Origin of the sequence: Maribacter vaceletii, from assembly GCF_003634105.1 — a bacterium.
GTDB lineage: Bacteria > Bacteroidota > Bacteroidia > Flavobacteriales > Flavobacteriaceae > Maribacter_B > Maribacter_B vaceletii.
Map to the genome: position 1 here is coordinate 221,900 of NZ_RBIQ01000010.1, position 22,843 is coordinate 244,742.

19 protein-coding genes are annotated in these 22,843 nt (G+C 33.0%); 11 read left to right on the top strand and 8 right to left on the bottom strand.

Annotated elements, in window-relative coordinates:
* Positions 1–91 precede the first annotated feature (91 nt).
* Positions 92–1,267: an acetyl-CoA C-acyltransferase gene (locus CLV91_RS13920; protein ID WP_121068826.1), complete on the top strand. Its 1,176-nt coding sequence runs from the start codon at positions 92–94 to the stop codon at positions 1,265–1,267.
* Positions 1,268–1,340: 73 nt separating this feature from the next.
* Here CLV91_RS13920 and CLV91_RS13925 read toward each other — a convergent pair whose 3' ends face one another.
* Together CLV91_RS13925 and gyrA are read right to left on the bottom strand one after the other, a co-directional pair.
* A complete protein-coding gene (locus tag CLV91_RS13925; protein ID WP_121068827.1) occupies positions 1,341–2,603 on the bottom strand; it encodes a tetratricopeptide repeat protein in 1,263 nt (420 codons plus the stop codon).
* Positions 2,604–2,637: 34 nt separating this feature from the next.
* A complete protein-coding gene (gyrA, locus tag CLV91_RS13930; protein ID WP_121068828.1) occupies positions 2,638–5,196 on the bottom strand; it encodes a DNA gyrase subunit A in 2,559 nt (852 codons plus the stop codon).
* A gap of 262 nt (positions 5,197–5,458) precedes the next feature.
* Between gyrA and CLV91_RS13935 the strand changes: the two genes are divergently transcribed.
* Together CLV91_RS13935 and CLV91_RS13940 are read left to right on the top strand one after the other, a co-directional pair.
* Positions 5,459–8,011, top strand: a complete 2,553-nt coding sequence (locus tag CLV91_RS13935) for an ATP-dependent Clp protease ATP-binding subunit (protein WP_121068829.1) — start codon at positions 5,459–5,461, stop codon at positions 8,009–8,011.
* 201 nt (positions 8,012–8,212) lie between these two features.
* Positions 8,213–8,602 carry an STAS/SEC14 domain-containing protein gene (locus CLV91_RS13940; protein ID WP_394340497.1) on the top strand — a complete coding sequence of 130 codons (390 nt, stop codon included), beginning with the start codon at positions 8,213–8,215 and terminating at the stop codon, positions 8,600–8,602.
* A gap of 1 nt (position 8,603) precedes the next feature.
* Here the strand turns inward: CLV91_RS13940 and CLV91_RS13945 are convergent, their stop codons facing one another.
* Entirely contained in the window at positions 8,604–10,154 is a 1,551-nt protein-coding gene (locus CLV91_RS13945) for an NAD(P)H-hydrate dehydratase (protein WP_121068831.1), read from the bottom strand.
* 261 nt (positions 10,155–10,415) lie between these two features.
* Between CLV91_RS13945 and thrA the strand changes: the two genes are divergently transcribed.
* The 8 genes from thrA to CLV91_RS13985 all read left to right on the top strand — a co-directional run bounded on the left by thrA (position 10,416) and on the right by CLV91_RS13985 (position 19,089).
* Positions 10,416–12,860, top strand: coding sequence for a bifunctional aspartate kinase/homoserine dehydrogenase I (gene thrA / locus CLV91_RS13950; protein WP_121068832.1), 2,445 nt, complete (start codon positions 10,416–10,418; stop codon positions 12,858–12,860).
* A gap of 2 nt (positions 12,861–12,862) precedes the next feature.
* On the top strand, positions 12,863–13,786 hold the full coding sequence (locus CLV91_RS13955; protein WP_121068833.1) for a homoserine kinase: 924 nt from the start codon (positions 12,863–12,865) through the stop codon (positions 13,784–13,786).
* Between the two features lie 3 nt (positions 13,787–13,789).
* The gene (gene thrC / locus CLV91_RS13960; RefSeq protein WP_121068834.1) at positions 13,790–15,082 is read left to right on the top strand and encodes a threonine synthase; all 1,293 of its coding nucleotides are present in this window, start codon (positions 13,790–13,792) and stop codon (positions 15,080–15,082) included.
* 93 nt (positions 15,083–15,175) lie between these two features.
* On the top strand, positions 15,176–16,261 hold the full coding sequence (gene gcvT / locus CLV91_RS13965; protein ID WP_121068835.1) for a glycine cleavage system aminomethyltransferase GcvT: 1,086 nt from the start codon (positions 15,176–15,178) through the stop codon (positions 16,259–16,261).
* A complete protein-coding gene (locus tag CLV91_RS13970; RefSeq protein ID WP_121068836.1) occupies positions 16,261–17,175 on the top strand; it encodes a glutaminase in 915 nt (304 codons plus the stop codon). The genes gcvT and CLV91_RS13970 overlap by 1 nt, the downstream gene beginning before the upstream one ends.
* A gap of 2 nt (positions 17,176–17,177) precedes the next feature.
* Positions 17,178–17,999: a sugar nucleotide-binding protein gene (locus CLV91_RS13975; protein ID WP_121068837.1), complete on the top strand. Its 822-nt coding sequence runs from the start codon at positions 17,178–17,180 to the stop codon at positions 17,997–17,999.
* Between the two features lie 17 nt (positions 18,000–18,016).
* Entirely contained in the window at positions 18,017–18,304 is a 288-nt protein-coding gene (locus tag CLV91_RS13980) for a 4a-hydroxytetrahydrobiopterin dehydratase (RefSeq protein WP_121068838.1), read from the top strand.
* Between the two features lie 74 nt (positions 18,305–18,378).
* On the top strand, positions 18,379–19,089 hold the full coding sequence (locus CLV91_RS13985) for a YebC/PmpR family DNA-binding transcriptional regulator (protein ID WP_121068839.1): 711 nt from the start codon (positions 18,379–18,381) through the stop codon (positions 19,087–19,089).
* A 53-nt stretch (positions 19,090–19,142) separates the two neighbouring features.
* Here the strand turns inward: CLV91_RS13985 and CLV91_RS13990 are convergent, their stop codons facing one another.
* From CLV91_RS13990 to kdsB, 5 genes are read right to left on the bottom strand one after another with little or no spacing between them, the layout of a single operon-like run.
* Positions 19,143–19,682, bottom strand: a complete 540-nt coding sequence (locus tag CLV91_RS13990) for a 1-acyl-sn-glycerol-3-phosphate acyltransferase (protein WP_121068840.1) — start codon at positions 19,680–19,682, stop codon at positions 19,143–19,145.
* Positions 19,683–19,724: 42 nt separating this feature from the next.
* Positions 19,725–20,801 (bottom strand): iron-containing alcohol dehydrogenase family protein, encoded by a 1,077-nt coding sequence (locus CLV91_RS13995; RefSeq protein ID WP_121068841.1) that lies wholly within the window; start codon positions 20,799–20,801, stop codon positions 19,725–19,727.
* A 6-nt stretch (positions 20,802–20,807) separates the two neighbouring features.
* Positions 20,808–21,431 carry a CatA-like O-acetyltransferase gene (locus tag CLV91_RS14000; RefSeq protein WP_121068842.1) on the bottom strand — a complete coding sequence of 208 codons (624 nt, stop codon included), beginning with the start codon at positions 21,429–21,431 and terminating at the stop codon, positions 20,808–20,810.
* Positions 21,431–22,129, bottom strand: a complete 699-nt coding sequence (locus CLV91_RS14005; protein ID WP_121068843.1) for an HAD family hydrolase — start codon at positions 22,127–22,129, stop codon at positions 21,431–21,433. The genes CLV91_RS14000 and CLV91_RS14005 overlap by 1 nt, the downstream gene beginning before the upstream one ends.
* Positions 22,120–22,833 carry a 3-deoxy-manno-octulosonate cytidylyltransferase gene (kdsB, locus tag CLV91_RS14010; RefSeq protein ID WP_211333228.1) on the bottom strand — a complete coding sequence of 238 codons (714 nt, stop codon included), beginning with the start codon at positions 22,831–22,833 and terminating at the stop codon, positions 22,120–22,122. The genes CLV91_RS14005 and kdsB overlap by 10 nt, the downstream gene beginning before the upstream one ends.
* Positions 22,834–22,843: the final 10 nt, after the last annotated feature.

Sequence of the window (22,843 nt, forward strand, 5' to 3'; positions counted from 1 at the left end):
ATATAACGTTAAATAGCCTATTGCACTATTAACCATTTAGTTTGTAATTAAATTTCTTAATTTTACGAAAACGTTTAAGTAAACTAAATAAATGAAAAAAGTAGTAATAGTTTCTGCAGTTAGAACCCCGATTGGAAGCTTCATGGGGGCATTATCTACAATACCTGCTCCAAAACTAGGTGCAACTGCCATTAAAGGGGCTTTGCAAAAAATAAATTTAAGCCCAGATAAAATAGAAGAAGTAATAATGGGCAACGTAGTGCAAGCTGGCACAGGGCAAGCTCCTGCTAGGCAAGCTGCCATTTACGCAGGTATCCCAAATACAGTTCCCTGCACTGCGGTAAACAAAGTTTGTGCTTCTGGAATGAAAGCTATAATGCAAGCAGCACAAGCTATTGCCTTAGGAGATGCCTCTATTGTTGTTGCAGGAGGAATGGAAAACATGAGTCAAATACCTCATTATTTACACTTAAGAAACGGTGTAAAATTTGGCCCTACTCCTATGGTTGATGGTATGCAGAAAGACGGATTAGTAGATGCTTATGATGAAAACGCAATGGGTGTTTGCGCAGATGCTTGCGCAACAGAATATAATTTTTCTAGAGAAGACCAAGACAATTTTGCAATTCAATCTTACAAAAGGTCTACAGATGCTTGGGAAAACAATCTTTTTAAAAATGAAGTTGTCCCAGTTGAAGTTCCACAAAGACGAGGAGAACCTATTCTTGTAAAGGAAGATGAAGAGTATAAAAACGTAAAATTAGAAAAAATACCCGCTTTAAGACCTGCTTTTACCAAAGAAGGCACTGTAACTGCCGCAAATGCTTCTACAATTAATGACGGAGCTGCTGCATTAGTTTTAATGAGTGAAGAAAAAGCAAAAGAACTAAATTTAAAGCCTATAGCTACTATTAAAAGTTATGCCGATGCTGCTCATGAACCAGAATGGTTTACAACTGCCCCTGCAAAGGCTTTACCAAAAGCTTTAGAAAAAGCTAATATTTCTATTTCTGATGTAGATTATTTTGAATTTAACGAAGCTTTTTCTGTAGTTGGTCTCGCTAATATGAAAATTTTAGGACTTAACGACGCTAACATTAATGTTAATGGTGGCGCTGTTTCTTTAGGACACCCTTTAGGATGTTCTGGCGCTAGAATATTAGTTACTCTAATACATGTTTTAGAACAAAAAAATGCTAGGACTGGAGCTGCTGCAATATGCAATGGTGGAGGTGGCGCATCTGCCATAATTATTGAAAGAAACTAACAAAATATATCAAAATACAAAAGGGTCTTTCATTAAGTGAAAGACCCTTTTTATATTATAAAGTATTAGAGAATTACTCTCCTAACAACTTCTTTAATCTCATGAAGTTTTCATTATCTCCCATTGCACCATAGATATTTTTTAACTGTGTTAATATCCCTTGGTTATCTGGATTAGTTTTTAATGCTTCTTCTAAAACCCCAGCACCTTCTTTAAATAAATCATCCTTTTGTTGTTTTAACTCATCATAACGAGCAATATCTGCTCTAGAGTTACCTAAAGAATTCATTTCATCAATTAATCCATTACCTTCATTTACATATGTTGTAGATAAGTTTAATTGCGCATTAGTGTACCCTGGATTAACTTCCAAAGCTTTTTTATAAGCTGCTCTTGCTTCTTCAATATTCCCCTGTTCCATATTAATTACACCAATATTATAGTGCAAATCTGGATTATCAGGAGCAACTGCTACAGCTTCTGCCATTAAAGATTTAAATTTATCCTTATCTCCTAATTTAAAATATAGATTAGCTTGGTTAAGAATTAAGTTAACATCTTTAGGATCATTTGCTCTTGCAGCTTCATAAGCCTTTAATGCTTTATCATCTTGTCCTAACTGTGTATATATTAATGCCGTATTCTTAACAATCTCTGCTTTTTTGGATGGAGTTTTCTCATCTTTAGGATCTTTATACGTACCAGATTTTACCATTAAATCTCTTTGTACCTTATCCATTTCCTCTGTTTCTCCAGAAGCAACATTGGTTGCTTTATACACAATAGCACTACCATCATAACCAACTTCTTGTAATTCATTATAATAAGTTAAGGCTTCTTCGTAATGACCGCCATTTACTGCACTACTTGCTGCGTAATAAAGGTAAGAAGTATCTTTTGGACTTAATTTGTAGCTTAGATATAACTTTTCTGCAGCTTCTTTAAACTTTTTAGCTCCATTATCTGCTACAGCAGAATTAACCAAATCTGCAGTAATGGCAGACAAATGCTGCTTAGTTTCTGCAGAATATTTAGACTTACCACTTTCTTCTTCAATTTTTAAAACTTTCTTAAAAGAGTTAACTGCTTCTTGAAAAGCAGAACCATCTCCTTTTTTTGCTAAATCTGCATATGTTTTTCCTCTTAAAAATTCATATTGTGCTTGTACTTTAGCATCTGCACCAGCAACTAAACTAGAAGCTGCTTCTAAAGATGCTTTAGCACTTGCCGAGTCTCCTCCTTTTAAAGCTTTATCTGCCGTTTTTAATTCATTCTTCTGGGCAAAACTTACCATTGTAAAAGACAGTGCTGCCAATAATATAATCTTAGTTTTCATTTTTTTAATTTAATTAAATATTAGTGTTAGTAAATTACTCTTTTGTTTCTTCTGTATTATCATCTGTGTTAGTATCCGAACTATCTTTATCAATTGCCGTGCCATCTTCTGCATTCACCTCTAAATCAGCTATTTCAGATTCATCAATCTCATCTTCATCCTTCATTACCTTAGCAACTGCTGCAATAGAATCTTCACCTTTTATATTAATTAGCTTAACTCCTTGCGTAGCTCTACCCATAACTCTTAAGTCCTCTACCGCCATACGAATTGCGATACCAGATTTATTAATAATCATTAAATCATCAGAATCTGTAACATTTTTAATAGCCACTAAACCTCCCGTTTTTTCTGTAATAGATATTGTCTTAACACCTTTACCTCCACGGTTAGTTACTCTATAATCATCTATACTAGAACGTTTTCCGTATCCATTTTCAGAAACCACAAGAAGTTCATCTTCAAAGTTATGTACGGTTACCATTCCTATTACCTCATCATTATCATGAGCTAAAGTAATACCACGTACACCAGAAGCATTTCTTCCCATTGGTCTAGTTTTACTTTCTTCAAAACGAATAGCTTTACCAGATTTTAACCCTAAGAATACTTGACTAGTTCCTGTTGTTAATTTAGCTTCTAATAGCTCATCCCCTTCTCTTATACCAATAGCATTAATACCATTTTGACGCGGTCTAGAATATTGCTCTAATGAAGTTTTCTTAACTGTACCTTTTTTAGTAGCCATAATTACATAATGACTATTTACATACTCCTCATCCTTTAAATCTTGTGTACAAATGAAAGCTTTTACCTTATCATCTTGCTCAATATTTATAAGATTTTGGATTGCACGTCCTTTAGAAGTTCTACTTCCTTCCGGAATTTCATAAACTCGCATCCAGAAACATTTTCCTTTTTGCGTAAAGAATAACATATATTGGTGGTTAGTACCCACAAATAAATGCTCTAAAAAGTCTTCATTTCTTGTAGAAGAGGCTTTTTGCCCTACCCCACCTCTATTCTGTGTTTTATATTCTGAAAGTGGTGTTCTTTTAATATAACCCGCATGAGAAATAGTAATTACTACTTGCTCATTAGGAATCATATCTTCCATACTTAAATCTCCACCTGCAAAGTTAATTTCAGACCTACGCTCATCTCCGTACTTATCTTTTACTTCTAAAAGCTCGTCTTTAATAATAGACATTCTACGGTCTTTATTAGCAAGAATATCTTTTAAATCTGCAATAGTCTTTAATATTTCATCGTATTCTGCACGTAATTTATCTTGCTCTAAACCAGTTAACTGGCGCAACCTCATTTCTACAATTGCTTTAGATTGAATTTCTGTAAGCTTAAAACGCTCCATTAAATTCTCTCTGGCTTCATCTGCATTAGAAGATGCTCTAATAATAGCAATTACCTCGTCAATATTATCCGAAGCAATAATTAAGCCTTCCAAGATATGTGCTCTATCTTCAGCTTTCTTTAGTTCATACTCTGTACGTCTTACAACTACCTCATGTCTATGTTCCACAAAATAGTGAATCATTTGTTTCACATTCAATAATTGCGGTCTACCATTTACTAAAGCAATATTATTTACACTAAAAGAAGATTGCAATGCCGTGTATTTATATAGCATATTTAATACTATATTAGGTACAGCATCTCTTTTAAGAATATAAACAATACGCATACCTTTTCTATCCGATTCATCACGGATTGTAGATATACCATCTATCTTTTTATCATTCACCAAGTCAGCGGTTTTCTTAATCATATCCGCTTTATTCACTTGATAAGGAATTTCTGTAACAATAATACATTCTCTTCCTTGCACTTCTTCAATAACGGCTTTAGCACGCATTACAACTCTACCTCTACCCGTATGAAAAGCCTCTTTTACTCCTTCATACCCATATATAATTCCACCAGTTGGAAAATCTGGCGCCTTAATATGCGTAATTAGCTCATCAATTTCAATATCATTATTATCAATATAAGCAACAGTACCGTCTACAACTTCAGATAAGTTATGAGGAGGCATATTGGTTGCCATACCAACTGCAATACCAGATGCTCCATTTACTAATAAATTTGGTATTCTGGTTGGCAATACTGTAGGCTCCTTAAGAGAGTCATCAAAGTTTAATTGATGGTCTACCGTATCCTTGTCAATATCTGCTAACATATCATCTGCAATCTTACGCATACGAGCCTCTGTATAACGCATTGCTGCAGGACTATCCCCATCAATAGAACCAAAGTTACCTTGGCCATCTACCAACATATAACGCAAACTCCATTCCTGAGCCATACGCACCATAGAGTCATAAACCGAAGTATCTCCATGTGGGTGATACTTACCTAAAACCTCCCCAACAATACGGGCAGATTTTTTATGAGCACTACTAGATCTTACACCTAATTCATACATTCCAAATAAAACTCTTCGGTGTACAGGTTTTAATCCATCTCTTACGTCTGGAAGTGCACGTGACACAATGACCGACATTGAGTAATCAATGTAAGCCGATTTCATTTCATCTTCAATATTAATAGGAATCAATTTTTCTCCGTCTGCCATCTTAAAAATCTAGTTGTTTTAATTAAGGTTAAAAAAGCATGCCAATATACTCAAAATCGAAGCTAACACAGCACACTTAAGATATTTTATTAAATAATTTATTAACACTTTTTACCACAACAACCGTTAACAATTATATAGGGCAAAATTTTGTAATCCGGCTCTTTTTTCGTCATTTAGGAATAGTTTAACGAATATAGGTACGGTAATTGCGACTAATTAAGCAATATTTAGTAATTTTATAGTTGATACAAATAATTATATGGATGATAATTTCTCACCACGGGTAAAAGATGTAATAGCCTTTAGCAAAGAAGAGGCACTAAGACTTGGCCATGACTTTATTGGCACAGAGCATCTTATGCTTGGATTATTACGAGATGGAAACGGTAAAGCTATCAACATTCTTGATGCTCTAGATGTAGATTTAGACCACTTAAGAAGAAAGGTTGAAATTCTTAGTCCTTCCAATCCCAACCCAAGCGGCATACAAAAAGATAAAAAGAACTTACATTTAACAAGACAAGCAGAACGCGCTCTAAAAACCACTTTTTTAGAAGCTAAGTTATTTCAAAGTTCCTCAATTAATACAGCTCATTTACTATTATGCATATTAAGAAATGAGAATGATCCCACCACAAAACTACTTCACAAATTAAAAGTAGATTATGATGGCGTAAAAGAACAGTTTAAATTTATGATTACAAGCGATGATGATATTGTAAACCCTCCAACATCTGAATCTTTTCCTAGTGATTCTGACGAGACTGGTGACAACAAAGAAAGTACCTTTGGAAACTCTTCTACTCCTAAAGGAAACAAAAAATCTAAGACACCAGTTTTAGATAATTTTGGAAGAGACCTAACACGCATGGCAGAGGAAAACAATTTAGACCCTGTTGTTGGTAGAGAAAAAGAAATAGAACGTGTTTCTCAAATACTAAGTAGAAGAAAAAAGAACAACCCATTATTAATAGGGGAACCTGGTGTTGGTAAAAGTGCTATTGCGGAAGGTTTAGCATTACGAATTATTAACAAAAAAGTTTCTAGAATCTTATACAACAAAAGAGTTGTTACCCTAGACTTAGCTTCTTTAGTTGCCGGTACAAAATACCGTGGCCAGTTTGAAGAACGCATGAAAGCCGTTATGAATGAGTTAGAAAAGAATGATGATGTTATTCTTTTTATTGATGAAATACACACCATTGTTGGTGCAGGTGGTGCTACTGGGAGTTTAGATGCTTCTAACATGTTTAAGCCAGCTTTAGCAAGAGGCGAAATTCAATGTATTGGCGCTACCACATTAGACGAATATAGACAGTATATTGAAAAAGATGGTGCCTTAGAAAGACGTTTTCAGAAAGTTATTGTAGAACCTACCTCTGTAGAAGAAACTATAGAAATTTTACAAAACATTAAGACAAAATACGAAGACCACCATAATGTTACATACACAGATGAAGCTATTATTGCCTGTGTTAAACTAACAAATAGGTATATGACAGACCGTTTTCTTCCAGACAAAGCTATTGATGCTTTAGATGAAGCCGGATCTAGAGTACATATTGTTAATATGGATGTTCCTAAACAAATTCTAGAATTAGAAAAACAACTAGAAGATGTTAGAGAATTAAAAAATAGCGTTGTTAAAAAGCAGAAATATGAAGAGGCTGCAAAACTTAGAGACGATGAAAAAAGGATAGAAAAAGACCTTGCTACTGCTCAGGAAAAATGGGAAGATGACAGCAAACTTCACAAAGAAACTGTATCTGAAGACAATGTTGCCGATGTTGTCTCCATGATGAGTGGTATTCCTGTGAATAGAATTGCACAAACAGAAAGCAACAAATTAGCCGAATTACCAGAATTAATTAAATCGAACGTAATTGGCCAAGACGATGCTGTTTCTAAAGTTGCAAAAGCCATCCAAAGAAATAGAGCTGGACTTAAAGACCCTAATAAACCAATAGGTTCCTTTATTTTCTTGGGACAAACTGGTGTTGGTAAAACACAGTTAGCTAAAGTTCTTGCAAAAGAGTTGTTTGATTCTGAAGAGGCACTTATTCGTATAGACATGAGTGAGTACATGGAGAAGTTTGCCATTTCAAGATTAGTTGGTGCACCTCCAGGTTATGTTGGTTATGAAGAAGGAGGGCAATTAACTGAAAAAGTTAGACGCAAACCTTATTCTGTTGTACTATTAGATGAAGTTGAAAAAGCGCATCCGGATGTGTTTAATATGATGCTTCAGGTATTAGATGATGGATTTTTAACAGATAGTTTAGGCAGAAAAATTGACTTCAGAAATACTATCATTATAATGACTTCTAATATTGGTGCTCGCCAATTAAAGGACTTTGGACAAGGTGTTGGTTTTGGTACTGCAGCAAAAAAATCGCAAGCAGATGCACACCAAAAAGGAGTTATAGAAAATGCTCTTAAAAAAGCATTTGCTCCAGAATTCTTAAATAGAATAGATGACGTAATTGTATTTAACGCTTTAGAAAGAGGAGATATTCATAAAATTATTGATATAGAACTTCTAAAATTATATGCTAGAATTAAAGATATAGGATACAATCTTAATCTTACAGATAAAGCCAAAGACTATATTGCTGAAAAAGGTTTTGACAAGCAATATGGTGCTAGACCTTTAAAAAGAGCCATCCAAAAATATATTGAAGATGCACTTGCCGAAGAGATTGTAAATTCTAAATTAAAAGAAGGAGATAGCATTTTCATGGATTTAGATAAGAAGAAAGACGAGCTTACTATTAAAATTGAAAAAGCTGAAGAGTCTTCTAAAACAGAATAAAATTTTTACCATATTATAAGAAGAAGGGCTCAGTTGAGCCCTTTTTTTAATCCACAAAAAAGCTAAATCTACTGTATACTACAAAATACCCAAAAGCAGTATAAACGAATTTTAAGCTTTTAATCTAAAATATTATCCCAAACCTTTACTTACCCCTAAATTCGCTCAAGACACTATAACAAATAATATTTGAAAGTGAGTTTGGCGAAGAAAAAAATTATAGTAAAAGAATATCAATTAGAGATAGGAAAAATACAGGTGTTTGACACCTATATGGTTTCCATTTTTAATGAAGGGGTTACACTTACTTTAGAACGTGTTTTCCAAATAATTGGTATTGCAGAAATTCACTTTAAAAACAAACCTTTTGGTTACGTTAGCTACCGCAAAAATTCTTATGCGGTAGACCCAACCATATATAGTCACTTAAGAGAACTAGAAAACCTAAAAGCATTTGCTATTGTATCTGTGAAAGAAATAGACATGCATAATTTTAATATAGAAAAACTCTTTTACAAAAAAGCAATGAAGTTCTATATTGAATATGATAATGCAATTGCATGGGTAAAAAGAAGAGTTAAAGCAAAGTAACCTAACCCTCTTCTTGCTGTTGTTCTTGTTGCGGTGGTGCCTGCTCAGGAACCTTAAACAAATCTATATAAGCATCACCTAGCGCTTCTAAAATATCACTCGCCATTAAGGATTGATACCCAACTTGCTCAACAACCATATCTCCTGCTCTACCGTGCAAATAAACACCAAATATTGCAGCACTAAGAGAATCATAACCTTGTGCCATTAAGCCTGTAATTACACCAGTTAAAACATCCCCTGTTCCAGCCGTAGCCATACCAGGATTTCCAGTAGTATTTATATACACCTTACCATTAAATAAAGTAATTGTATTTGCACCTTTTATAATAAGTACACAGGTATACTTTTTAGAAAATGCTTTGGCCTTTTTAAGTTTATCAAAATCTCCTTTCCAAACACCTATTAACCTTTCCAATTCTTTAGGATGTGGCGTAAGAATAGAATTCTCTGGGAGTTTTTTAAGTAATTTTTTATTCTCAGACAGTATATTTAAACCATCTGCATCTACCACCAAAGGCAATTTATTGCTATCTAAGAATTTAGAAAAAGCATCTACAGTTTCCTTTTCGGTTCCTAAACCAACTCCTACACCTATTGCATTAGGCTCTATTTTATAACTTATATCTGCAATATATTCTTCAGAATTAGTTAAAACCATTGCTTCTGGAACTGCAGTTTGTAATGGAATATAACCACACTTTGGTACATAAGCCGTTGCCAAACCACTTCCAATCTTTAATGAAGCTTTTGTAGCTAAAATAGAAGCTCCTATTTTACCATAACTACCACCTATTAACAATGAATGCCCATACGTTCCTTTATGCGTATATTTTTCTCTTGGCTTATACATTGGAAGTACTTCATTTTTTCCAATAATTTCATACTCCACCTCTGTTGCAGACAAATATTCTGGATCTAATCCTATATCCAAAACCTCCCATTGTCCTATATAAATTCCCGTATCTGGCAAGAAGAAAATTAACTTTGGCGCTTGAAAACTTAGTACGTAATTTGCTTTAACAATTGCCTTTTCATTAGTAGAAATTTTATCTGTATACAACCCTGAAGGTATATCTACAGAAAGAACAAATGCTTCTGATTTATGCAAATGGTCTATTAAATTAACAACCCAGTCACTAGGCTCCCTATTTAAACCAATTCCAAAAATAGCATCTACAATTATATCATCTTTATGAATTTCTGGAAACTCACAGTTCGAATCTATAAAGTTTGGCCATATTTTTCGGTCTTTTAATCTATCTAAATTTATCAAAAAATCTTTAGATCTTTTCTCACTATAATTTACAACATGAACTCCAATATTATAACCATGCTCTTGCAAATGTCTCGCCAAAGCCATTCCGTCACCTCCATTATTACCTATTCCACAAAAAAGATGAATTTTAACGGGAGCCCCTTGCATACGTAGGTGCATCCAATTAAAAATCTGAATTGCAGCTTGCTCCATTAGCGCATCACTAGTTATCTGTTGTTTTTCTATTGTAAATTTATCCGCAGCATAAATCTGCTCGGCAGCAAAAAGTTTCATACTATACAATTATTCAGTCAATTAGTGATAATTCTATAAAAATCACTAGAAACATTTGATTAACAACCCAAATGTACTACTTTTGAATCTCACAAAGAACCATGTACGACAAAATTACGGACATATTATTTTCTACATTAACCAATGGTACAACTACAATTGGAACCACTACCCCATTGGGGTAAGCAACTACATATACGTCCATTTTTCGCGTTATTTTACGCAATTCACTCATATAGTACAAGTTAATTTCCATACATAATGAAAGTTTTAAAATTCGGAGGCACTTCTGTAGCCAACGCAAATAATATAGGTTTAGTAAAAGATATTGTTAGCAATAGTAGTAACAAAAAAAATATAGTTGTTGTATCTGCTCTTGGCGGAGTTACAGATTTACTTATTAAAGCTGCTAACTTAGCAGCAAATCAAGACGCAACATACAAGAAAGTAATTACCGAAATAGAGGAAAGGCATTTATCTACAGCTAAAGAACTTATTTCTGTAAAAAACCAAAGTTCTGTTTTAAGTAAAGTAAAAAGTGAACTTAACACTTTAGAAACTTTATTAGAAGGTGCTTTCTTAATAGGAGAAATTACAGCAAAGTTATCTGATAAAATAGTAAGCTTTGGAGAGCTGCTTTCTTCCTTCATTATCAGTGAATATTTTAAACAAGAAGGTTTAGACGCTATTTACAAAGACAGCAGAGAGCTTATAAAAACAAACGATTTAAACGGTAAAGCTGTTGTAAACTTTAGCCTTACATACAAAAATGCAAATACCTTTTTCTCAGGCACAAAACATGCTGTTGTTGTAGCTCCTGGCTTTATAGCATCTTCTGAAAATGGAAATTCTACTACTTTAGGTCGTGGTGGGTCAGATTACACAGCAGCTATTTATGCTGCAGCTGTAAAAGCAGATATTTTAGAAATTTGGACGGATGTAAGTGGTATGTATACTGCCAACCCAAAATTAGTAAAACAAGCAAAAGCTATTCCTCATATATCTTATGAAGAAGCTATGGAACTTTCTCATTTTGGAGCTAAAGTATTATACCCACCAACAATACAACCAGTACTTTCTGAAGGTATTTCTATTTGTATTAAGAATACTTTTGAACCTGAAAATAACGGAACATTAATTACAAAATCTAAGAACGAGAAAGGAAAAACAGTTCGTGGTATTAGTAGTGTAGAAAATATTGCTCTACTATCATTAGAAGGCTCTGGAATGGTAGGGATACCAGGTATTTCTAAACGTTTCTTTGAAGTATTGTCGCAAGCAGAAATCAGTGTAGTTCTTATTACACAAGCATCTTCAGAACATTCCATTTGTGTAGGTATATCTGCAGACGACATAGATAAAGCTGTAGAAATTGTAAATAATGCTTTTGAATATGAGATAGAGCGTGGAAAAATTAACCCTGTAATTCCTGAAAAAGATTTAGCAATTGTAGCGCTTGTAGGGGATAACATGAAAAGTCATCAAGGGTTAAGCGGTAAAATGTTTAGCACTTTAGGAAAAAACAATGTAAATATTAGAGCTATTGCGCAAGGTGCTTCGGAAAGAAATATATCAACTGTTATTAAAAAAGGCGACGTAAAAAAAGCACTAAACACTTTACACGAAGAGTTTTTTGAAGAAAATGTAAAACAACTAAACCTATTTGTAATGGGAGTTGGTAATGTTGGTGCAAAATTCTTAACTCAAGTTTCGCAACAGAAGAAATACCTAAAAGAAAATTTAAAATTAAATATTAGAGTTATTGGAATTTCTAATTCCAGAACTATGCTATTTAATGAGAGTGGAATTAACCTTAATAAATGGGAAGACTCTCTTGAAAAAGGAGAAAAAGCCGATAAGCAAAAGTTCTTTGAGAAAGTTAATTCTCTAAATTACAGAAACAGCATTTTTGTAGATAATACAGCCAGTGCAGAAGTTTCCGAAACATATAACAAATATTTAGGAAACAGTATTTCTGTAGTTACTTGTAATAAAATTGCATGTTCTTCTAAATTTGATAATTACCAAGAATTAAAAAGATTAGCAAGAGAGTATAATGCCCCTTTCTTATTTGAAACTAATGTAGGTGCAGGTTTACCAATTATTGATACACTTAAGCATTTAATTGCTTCTGGTGATAAAATCTTAAAAATACAAGCAGTACTTTCTGGAAGCTTAAATTTTGTTTTTAATTATTTTAATGACGAAACAACCTTCCATGATATTGTAAAACAAGCTCAGGAAGAGGGATATACGGAGCCTGATCCAAAAATAGATTTAAGTGGGGTTGATGTAATGCGTAAGATATTAATCTTAGCAAGAGAAAGCGGAAATCAAATTGAGATTGAGGATATTGTTAACAATCCTTTTTTACCTAAAGAAAGTTTGGATACAACAAACAATGAAGACTTTTTTGCATCGCTTGTTAAACATGAAGATTCTTTCCAAGCTATTTATAAGAAAGCAAAAGATGCGGATAGTAAACTTAAGTATGTTGCACAATATGAAGATGGCAAAGCTAGTGTAGGTTTACAGGAAATACCAAAAGGTCATGATTTTTACAATCTAGAAGGTAGCGACAATATTGTTCTTTTCTACACAGAAAGATACCCTAACCAACCAATGATTATAAAAGGAGCTGGTGCTGGTGCAGATGTTACAGCGTCAGGTATTTTTGCAGATATTATTAGAATAGGAAACTTTTAATTATGGAAGAAGTAAGAGTTTTTTGTCCTGCTACAATTGCAAATATTTCTTGTGGTTTTGATGTTTTAGGAGTTGCTTTAGATTCTGTTGGAGATGAAATGGTAGTTCGTAAAACCAAAGAAACCGGAATACGAATTACAAAATTAGAAGGACAAGATTTACCATTAGAAACCAATAAAAATGTTGCAGGTGTTGCTGGCTTAGCTCTTTTAGAAAAAGCGGAATATACTGGTGGTTTTGAAATAGAAATCTATAAGAAAATTAAAGCTGGTAGCGGTATAGGTAGTAGCGCAGCAAGTTCTACTGGTGCAGTATGGGCTATGAACCACTTACTAGGAAATCCTTTTTCCAAAACCGAATTAGTACAATTTGCTATGGAAGGAGAACGTTTAGCCAGTGGTGTTGCACATGCAGATAATGTTGCCCCTGCCCTATTTGGTGCTTTTACTTTAGTGCGTAGTTATACACCTTTAGATATTGTTCCTATAAAGAATCCGTCTGAGCTTTACGCAACTGTTATACATCCTCAGATTGAAGTAAAAACATCGGACTCTAGAAAAATATTAAAAACTACTATTTCTCTAGAAAATGGTATAAAACAATGGGGCAATGTAGGCGGATTAGTTGCTGGATTATTTATGGAGGATTATGATTTAATTGGTCGCTCACTAGAAGACCATATCATAGAACCTATTCGTTCTATCTTAATACCTGGGTTCAATTCTATAAAAGAAGAAACCATTAAATCTGGTGCTTTAGGTTGTGGTATATCTGGTTCTGGACCTTCTATATTTACTTTTAGTAAAGGGGAAGAAACCGCACAAAAAGTTGCCGAAGCAATGAAAAAAATATATAAAAATATTGGTATTGATTTTGACATACATGTCTCTAAAATTAATACCCAAGGAATAAAAATAATAAATTAGAGAATGAACTTTTATAGCCTAAATAAACAAGCTCCAATTGTATCTTTTAAAGATGCTGTAATTAAAGGTATTGCGCCAGATAAAGGATTATACTTTCCTGAGAGCATAACGCCATTACCTGCTTCTTTCTTTGAAAATATAGAATCTTTATCTAATACAGAAATTGCTTTTGAAGCTATAAAACAATTTGTTTCTTCAGAAATTCCTGAAAATAAATTAAAAGGGATATTAGATACCGTTTTAGATTTTGATTTCCCCGTGGTAGAATTAAATGAAGATACTGCTACTTTAGAATTGTTTCATGGTCCTACTATGGCTTTTAAAGATGTAGGAGCAAGATTTATGGCTAACTGTTTGGGCTATTTTTCTGAAGGAGAAGACAATGAAGTTACTGTTTTAGTAGCTACTTCTGGAGACACAGGAGGCGCTGTAGCTAATGGTTTCTTAGGGGTAAAAGGCGTAAAAGTTGTAATATTATATCCTAGCGGAAAAGTAAGCGATATTCAAGAAAGACAATTAACTACTTTAGGGCAAAACATTTCTGCTTTAGAAGTAGATGGTACTTTTGATGATTGCCAAGCAATGGTTAAAAATGCTTTTCTAGATAATGAGTTATTAGATAAAATGCAGTTAACCTCAGCAAATTCTATAAACGTTGCACGTTGGTTACCACAATTATTTTATTTCTTATTTGCATACAAAGAAGCTAAATCCAAAGGAAAAGAAATTGTATTTTCTGTTCCTAGTGGTAACTTTGGAAATATTTGTGCTGGTTTAATGGCACAGCGTTTAGGCATGCCAGTAAAACAATTTGTTGCAGCCACTAATGTTAATGATACCGTTCCTGAGTTTATGAGAACTCAAGAATATTCTCCTAAACCTTCTACAGCAACAATCTCTAATGCCATGGATGTTGGTGACCCTAGTAATTTCATCAGAATTCGTCATTTATTTAAAGATAATTTTCAAGATTTAGCTAAAAACCTTTCTTCTTATTCTTTCACAGATGAAGAAACAAAAAAAGCCATGGTAGAAATATATAAAGATGCTAAATACACAGCTGACCCTCACGGAGCAGTTGGATATTTAGGTCTAAAAAAATACCAAAAAGAAAACTCTAACACCTACGGAATTTTCTTAGAAACTGCGCACCCTGTAAAGTTTTTAGATATTGTTGAAGAAACTATGGATGTTAAAATTCCTATCCCTTCGCAAATCTTAAAAGTGATGAACAAAGAAAAAGTTTCTCATAAAATAGGGACATACAAGGAACTAAAAAGCTACTTATTGCAATAGTATTTTTGTTATTACATTTTTATTAAAAAATTGAGTCGAAATAAGTCTATCCATATATTTTCGATAAATTTGCGCGACTAAATTTATGAAAAAATGAAAAATACTGCACTAACTGCTATTCACGAAGCTCTGGGAGCAAAAATGGTTCCTTTTGCAGGATATAATATGCCTGTTTCTTATGAAGGGGTAAACATAGAACACGAAACCGTTCGTAAAGGTGTTGGGGTTTTTGATGTTTCGCATATGGGCGAATTTTTAATTTCAGGCCCAAATGCATTAGCCTTAATTCAGAAAGTAACTTCTAATGATGCTTCCAAACTTTATATTGGCAAAGCACAATACAGTTGCTTACCTAATGAAACTGGCGGTATTGTAGACGACTTAATTGTTTATCAAATAAAAGAGGAGCAATACTTACTTGTAGTTAATGCATCTAATATTGATAAAGATTGGAACCACATCACTAAATACAATAAAGAATTTAATGCAGATATGCGTAATATCTCAGAAGGGTATTCTTTATTAGCTATACAAGGCCCAAAAGCAGTAGAGGCTATGCAAAGCTTAACTAGTATAGACTTATCTCAAATAAAATTTTATAATTTTAAAGTTGCAGATTTTGCAGGCATAGAACATGTAATCATATCTGCCACAGGATATACTGGTTCTGGCGGATTTGAAATTTATTGTAAAAACGAAGAAGTAAAACAAGTATGGAATAAAGTCTTTGAGGCTGGTGTTAACTTTGGCATAAAACCTATAGGGTTAGCCGCAAGAGATACTTTACGCTTAGAAATGGGCTATTGTCTTTATGGTAATGACATTAATGATACTACTTCCCCTTTTGAAGCTGGACTTGGCTGGATTACAAAATTCACTAAAGATTTTGTAAATAGTGAAGCCTTAGCTCAAGAAAAAGAAAGAGGATTAGAGCGTAAACTAGTTGCTTTTGAGTTAGATGATCGTGGAATTCCCCGTCATGATTACGATATAGTGGACGGACAAGGAAATAAAATAGGAATTGTTACCTCTGGTACTATGTCGCCTTCTTTAGGAAAAGGAATTGGCCTTGGTTATGTCCCAAAAATATTTTCAGAAGTTGGCTCTAAAATAAACATACAAGTACGTAAAAAAGCTATTCCAGCAACGGTAGTTAAACTTCCATTTTACAAAGGATAATGATTGCATACCAAAATATAATAGATAAAATTGCAATAGACTCCAAAAACACTTTAAATAAAGGTGTTGTGGCCTCTTACATTCCAGAACTTGCAACTATAAATTTAAATAAATTTGGAATTCATATTCTTGATGCAAAAAACAATAATTATAGTTCTGGAGACGCTTTAGAAGGCTTCTCTATACAAAGTATCTCTAAAGTATTAACATTAGCACTGTCCTTTGGTATAATAGGAGATGACTTATGGAAACGAGTAGATGTAGAACCTTCTGGCGACCCATTTAACCATTTATCTCTTTTAGAATTAGAAAATGGTATTCCAAGAAACCCATTCATAAATGCTGGAGCAATTGTAATTGCAGATATTTTAGCGTCTCACTTAAAAAACCCTAAAGAAGATTTTTTAAATTTTATTCGAGAATTAACTAACGACCCCAGTATTAGATACAATGAAAAAGTAGCTTTATCTGAAAAACGAACTGGGTTTAAAAATTATGCAGCTGCCAACTTATTAAAATCCTATGGGAATTTACATAATGATGTAGAAATTGTATTAGATTTTTATTTTCACCAATGCGCCATAGAAATGAATTGCAAACAACTAGTAAATGCTTTTTATATTTTTATGAATCATGGCACATGCCAAAGAGGAAAAAATTACTTAAATGTAAATCAAGTAAAACGTATAAACGCTCTAATGCTAACTTGTGGCTTCTATGATGAAGCTGGAGAATTTGCTTTTGAGGTAGGCCTTCCTGGAAAAAGTGGCGTTGGCGGTGGTATTGTAGCTTTATTACCCAATACATATTGTGTAGCAACTTGGTCTCCTGGATTAAACAAAAAAGGAAATTCCAAATTAGGCATGGCTGCCTTAGAAGAATTAACAACTAGAACAGGGCACTCAATTTTTTAAAATTGGAAGTAAAAAGAATTTTAATAATAGGCGGAAGTGGCTTTATAGGTAACGCTATTTATAAAGAGCTACACCCCTATTTTAATACCTACGGTACCTACAATTCTGCAAGAAGGTCTTTTGAAAAAAATCAACATTTTTTTAAATACAATATGGAAGAGGATGATATATATACCATCCTAGAAAATATAAAACCACAAATAATTATTTCTGCGATAAGAGGTAATTTTGCATCGCAAATACAAGCACATCATCATATAGTAGAATATGTTGAAGAGCATAATTGCAGACTTGTATTTGTATCCTCTGCTAATGTTTTTGATGCATATAGCAAATATCCATCCTATGAAAATGACAAAACTTTATCTGAAAGTATTTACGGTCGTTTAAAAATTAGGATTGAAAATATGCTCTTAAGACTGCCAAAAGAAAAAATGGCAATATTAAGAGTTCCTATGGTTTTTGGAAACACATCTACAAGGATAAAAGATTTTAAAACGAGTATTTTAAATAATATACCTATTGACGTTTTTCCAAACCTTATAATTAATGTTACTAATGATGATAAGCTAACACAACAAATTCATTATTTAATTAATAGAAATAAAAGCGGAATTTACCATTTAGGCTCTAAAGATTTAGTACACCATGAAGATTTTATAAAAGAAATTATAGAACGTATTGGCACTTTTAACCCCATATATAAACGAAATTTTACAACTAATAACGAACGTTACTTAGCTGTTTTACCAAAATCTAACAAACTACCTAAGAATTTACAATTTACGTATCAAGAAATAATAGACCATCATATAATTAGCTAACTTTATAAAAAAACAAAATGCAAAAACTAACAGATTCCCAAATAGAAGAAAACTTAAAACAACTAGATGGTTGGGAATATATAAACGGAGCTATAGAAACCACTTTTGAATTTAAAAATTTTAAAGATGCTTTTTCTGTAATGACTAGAATAGCTTTTGAGTGCGAAAAACAAAATCATCATCCAGATTGGACAAATGTATACAACAAACTTAACATACGTTTAAATACCCACGATGCTAATGGGATTACAGAAAACGATATTACACTTGCCCATACCATAGAAGAAATAATTACTAGCGAATAAACCTGTAGCATCTAGTACTTGCCACAGCAATAAAATTTATTAAATTTGTAATTATACCTTAAAAAAATATTACCATGGGAAGAGCTTTTGAGTTTAGAAAAGCACGTAAAATGAAAAGATGGTCTGCTATGTCCAAAGCCTTTACGCGTATTGGCAAAGACATTGTAATGGCTGTAAAAGAAGGAGGACCAGATCCAGATTCAAACGCAAAACTAAGAGCAGTTATACAGAATGCAAAATCTGTAAACATGCCTAAAGATAACGTAGAACGCGCTATAAAAAGAGCAAGTGATAAAAGTCTTGGTGATTTTAAGGTGGTTTTGTTTGAAGGATATGCTCCTCACGGAATTGCAATTTTAGTAGAAACTGCAACAGATAACAACACCAGAACAGTAGCCAATGTACGTAGTTATTTTAACAAGTGTAATGGCAATATGGGAACTTCTGGTTCTGTAGAATTTATGTTTGACCATACTTGTAATTTTAGAATCCCTGCTGAAGGTATAGACCCTGAAGAGTTAGAACTAGAATTAATAGATTTTGGCGCAGAAGAAGTTTTTGTTGATGATGATGGAATTCTAATTTATGCTCCTTTTGAAAGCTTTGGTTCTATTCAAAAAGAATTAGAATCTAGAGAAATTGAAATTTTATCCTCTGGTTTTGAACGTATACCACAAGTAACAAAACAGCTAACAGAAGAACAAGCTGCAGATGTTGAAAAACTATTAGAGAAAATTGAAGAGGATGACGATGTGCAGAATGTGTACCATACTATGCAAGAATAAATATCTCTTCAAAACTTATACAAGGCCCTTACATTTTAATTGTTAGGGCTTTTTTAATAACTATATTTTTCAACCTTACCTTTTACCCCTTCAAAAAATTGTGCATAAGATTTAAAGTCTTTTTCTTTATTTCCTGTTGGTGTATAAGGTTTAGATATTTTTACTTGTTTCTTCCCAAAATCAAAAGCGACCAAAACAATAGGAACCTTTGCTTCTATTGCTATAAAGTAAAACCCTGTTTTCCATTCTGTTACTTTTTTGCGCGTACCTTCAGGCGCTAAGGTTAACCTAAATTTTTTACGAGTTTTAAATACTTCGGCAGTAGCGCTAACCATATTATTATTTTTGGTTCTGTCTACAGGAGCACCACCTGTCCATCTAAAAAACCATCCAAAAGGAGGATTAAATAAGGCTTTCTTACCTACATAATTAATCTCCTCATTCCATACTTTTCTAATAAGAAGACCTAGAAAAAAATCTACCCAACTGGTATGCGGAACTACAGCAATAACACATTTATTTACTTGAGGGAAATCGCCAACAGTTTTCCACCCCAAAAGTTTAAAGTAAATAAATTTTGCAATTTTGTGCATCAAAAAATATTAGACTTGTTTTATTAAAAAAGCTAAAAATTACTAAATCTTTTTATAAATAGATTTTAGTTTACTTTCGGTAATTGTGTCTTGCCAGTTTGCACCCAAAGCATTTTCCCATAAAGGCGTCATTGCCATAGCCACTTTTATCATGGTATTTAATTGATTTTCTGACAAGTTTTTACAAATTCCTTTAGGCAAAATAATATTATGCTTGTCCATCATTTTAGAAAATAAAGCAACACCTTCTGGGTAAAATTCTTCTAAATATTGAAACACTAAACAATTACCTATACCATGTTTAATGCCTAATACGTGAGACAAACCATAACTAATTGCATGTGCAACACCTACTTGAGAATAGGCAATACTCATACCACCATGCCAAGAAGCCATCATTAATTTATCTCTGGCACTAGAAGAATCTATATCTTCTAAGAAAACTTCTTTACATAAATCTAACGCTTTTTCACCGTAAGATTGACTAAATGCATTTAAATATGTACCGTTTAAAGACTCTATACAATGAATAAAGCAATCCATTCCTGTATAAAACCATTGGTCTTTTTCTACGTTTATGGTTAAATCTGGATCTAAGACAACTTGGTCAAAAGGTGTATAATCGGAATTAATTCCTAATTTTTTTTCTGGACCAGAAAGCACAGCAGTTCTAGAAACCTCTGCTCCTGTTCCACTAAGTGTTGGCACACCTACATGGTATATTGCAGGGTTTTTAACTAAATCCCAACCTTGATAGTCTTCCGCTTTTCCTTTATTGGTGAGCATAATAGCAACCGCTTTTGCTAAATCTAAAATAGAGCCTCCACCAATACCAACAATTGCTGCAGGCAATTCTGGATAGTTAGTTTTTAATAAAGACACTAACGCATCTACCTGCTCTGTTTTAGGCTCTTCATCTGTAGAAACATAAATAATTTGATCACTAAATAAGACCGGAATTTGTTTAGATATTTCTTGATTTTCAAAAATAGCATCGACTAAATAAATAACTGGAGTGTCCGAACTTTTACGTTTAGGCAATAGTATTTCTCCCAGTTGTTTAAAACTACCTGCGCCAAAGATTACTCTTGGAACCATTGGAAAATTTTTAAACTTCATATACTGTTATATATTTTTATTTAATGCTTCCTGAAATTTTTCGTAAAAGAGCCCTACATGATACCCATCTACCAAAGCATGATTTACACTTACGGATACTTGCATACTTAATTTTTTATTGTTCTCTTCTATTTTAGCGAAAGCTAATTTTGGAACAGATTCTTTACCTCCATTAACAGGCTCTTTATGTCCTGTAAAACTTACCCATGGCAAAGCAGAACAGTAAATACAATCTTGCGTATTTTGAGGCGGAAAAAGCGAATCTGAGTTATATATTCTATCTTTTTCCTTTTTTAGATTTTTTTCAAAAACTTTTACATCTTCATTATAATTTATAAATGAAAATCCAAATGTTTTATTAGGCCTCATTATAGTTGCAGATGCATGTATTGTATCATAGACTACTATCTTATCTTCTTCAATTCTATATTTAAAATTTTTAACCTGATTTATTGCTGTCATACATGCATGTAAGTACACTGCAAAAAAACTAATCTTATTTTTTTTAGCAAAGGCATAAGAACGAGTTACATCTACAGCTGCTGCTACAGAAAAATATGGGTCTGTAAAGGTGTTAAAAAACTCGAAATGCTGCTTTCTTTCCCAAGCATCAATATCTAAATAATGCATTACAAATAGTTTAAAATATCTTTTATAGAATTTAATTTAAGGTAATCTCCATTATCCTCTCCTTCTTTAACCTTTTCGTGTTCCCAGGTAGTATGAAAAGGAACATGAACCGCTTTTGCGCCAATATTAACCAAAGGCAAAACGTCTGATTTTAAAGAGTTTCCAATCATTAAAAACTCGGATTCTTTTATTTCTAAATGCTCTAATAGATTTTGATAATTTTTTTCTTTTTTATCACTTAACACCTCAACATGATGAAAGTATTTTTCTAAACCAGAGCGTTCTACTTTTCTTTCTTGATCTAACAAATCTCCTTTTGTTAAAACAATTAATCTATACTTACTTTGTAAATTTTCTAGAACTTCTTCTATACCATTTAGCAATTCTACTGGCTGTGTTATCATTCTTTTTCCTATATCTAGAATTTGATTAATAACTTTTTGAGGCACATTATTGTTAGACAAATCCATCGCAGATTCTACCATAGACAATGTAAATCCTTTTATACCATAACCGTATAAATGAAGATTTTTAATTTCCATCTTAAACAATTCTTGGTCTATTTTATTTTTGGTTTCATAGCCATCTAACAGACTTGCAAATTCTTCTTCGGCCTGTCTAAAATAGGTTTCATTTACCCAAAGTGTATCATCTGCATCAAAACCAATAACTTTTATATTACTATAATCTACTTCCATTCTGCTCTTGCTCTTTTTAAATCTTCAGGGGTATCTATTTCTATTCCACTTACAGTTGTTTCTACCATTTTTATTGTTTTCCCATATTCTAAGTAACGAATAGCTTCTATTTTCTCTACAGCCTCTAACATTAACATAGGTAAACGCTGAAAATCCATTAAAGCACTTTTCCTAAAAGCATAAATTCCTTTATGCTTATAATACGTACTTTCTATATTTGTATCTCTAGGGTAAGGAATTGGAGAACGAGAAAAATACAATGCAAAATTTTCTTTATTTACTATAACCTTAACTGTGTTTGGGTTACTTATTTCTTCTAAATCAGTGATTTTAACCATTAAAGACGCTAAATCTATTTCTTTATTAGGGTCGTTTTTAAAAACTTCTAAAACAGCAGCTAAACTCTCTCTATCCGTAAAAGGTTCATCTCCTTGCACATTAACAATAATATCTACCTCTAAATTTTCTACAGCTTCTGCTATACGATCACTCCCACAATCGTGCTCTTTAATACTTTTTATAACATTACCACCAGCTTTTTCTATAGTTTCATAGATAAGGTCATTATCCGTTACCACATATACCTCATCAAATAAATTTGTATGTACTGCAGCTTCATATGTTCTAAGTATTACTGGTTTTCCCGCAAGGTCTTGCATTAATTTTGCGGGGAATCTAGAAGCGGCATACCGAGCCGGAATCATTGCTATTACT

Coding starts and splice junctions, on each gene's coding strand:
- kdsB (WP_211333228.1), bottom strand. CDS start 22,833: ATGATTCCGGCTCGGTATGCCGCTTCTAGATTCCCCGCAAAATTAATG.
- CLV91_RS14005 (WP_121068843.1), bottom strand. CDS start 22,129: ATGGAAGTAGATTATAGTAATATAAAAGTTATTGGTTTTGATGCAGAT.
- CLV91_RS13985 (WP_121068839.1), top strand. CDS start 18,379: ATGGGAAGAGCTTTTGAGTTTAGAAAAGCACGTAAAATGAAAAGATGG.
- gcvT (WP_121068835.1), top strand. CDS start 15,176: ATGAAAAATACTGCACTAACTGCTATTCACGAAGCTCTGGGAGCAAAA.
- CLV91_RS13955 (WP_121068833.1), top strand. CDS start 12,863: ATGGAAGAAGTAAGAGTTTTTTGTCCTGCTACAATTGCAAATATTTCT.
- CLV91_RS13990 (WP_121068840.1), bottom strand. CDS start 19,682: ATGCACAAAATTGCAAAATTTATTTACTTTAAACTTTTGGGGTGGAAA.
- gyrA (WP_121068828.1), bottom strand. CDS start 5,196: ATGGCAGACGGAGAAAAATTGATTCCTATTAATATTGAAGATGAAATG.
- CLV91_RS13920 (WP_121068826.1), top strand. CDS start 92: ATGAAAAAAGTAGTAATAGTTTCTGCAGTTAGAACCCCGATTGGAAGC.
- thrC (WP_121068834.1), top strand. CDS start 13,790: ATGAACTTTTATAGCCTAAATAAACAAGCTCCAATTGTATCTTTTAAA.
- CLV91_RS14000 (WP_121068842.1), bottom strand. CDS start 21,431: ATGCATTATTTAGATATTGATGCTTGGGAAAGAAAGCAGCATTTCGAG.
- CLV91_RS13935 (WP_121068829.1), top strand. CDS start 5,459: ATGGATGATAATTTCTCACCACGGGTAAAAGATGTAATAGCCTTTAGC.
- CLV91_RS13970 (WP_121068836.1), top strand. CDS start 16,261: ATGATTGCATACCAAAATATAATAGATAAAATTGCAATAGACTCCAAA.
- CLV91_RS13980 (WP_121068838.1), top strand. CDS start 18,017: ATGCAAAAACTAACAGATTCCCAAATAGAAGAAAACTTAAAACAACTA.
- thrA (WP_121068832.1), top strand. CDS start 10,416: ATGAAAGTTTTAAAATTCGGAGGCACTTCTGTAGCCAACGCAAATAAT.
- CLV91_RS13995 (WP_121068841.1), bottom strand. CDS start 20,801: ATGAAGTTTAAAAATTTTCCAATGGTTCCAAGAGTAATCTTTGGCGCA.
- CLV91_RS13945 (WP_121068831.1), bottom strand. CDS start 10,154: ATGAAACTTTTTGCTGCCGAGCAGATTTATGCTGCGGATAAATTTACA.
- CLV91_RS13925 (WP_121068827.1), bottom strand. CDS start 2,603: ATGAAAACTAAGATTATATTATTGGCAGCACTGTCTTTTACAATGGTA.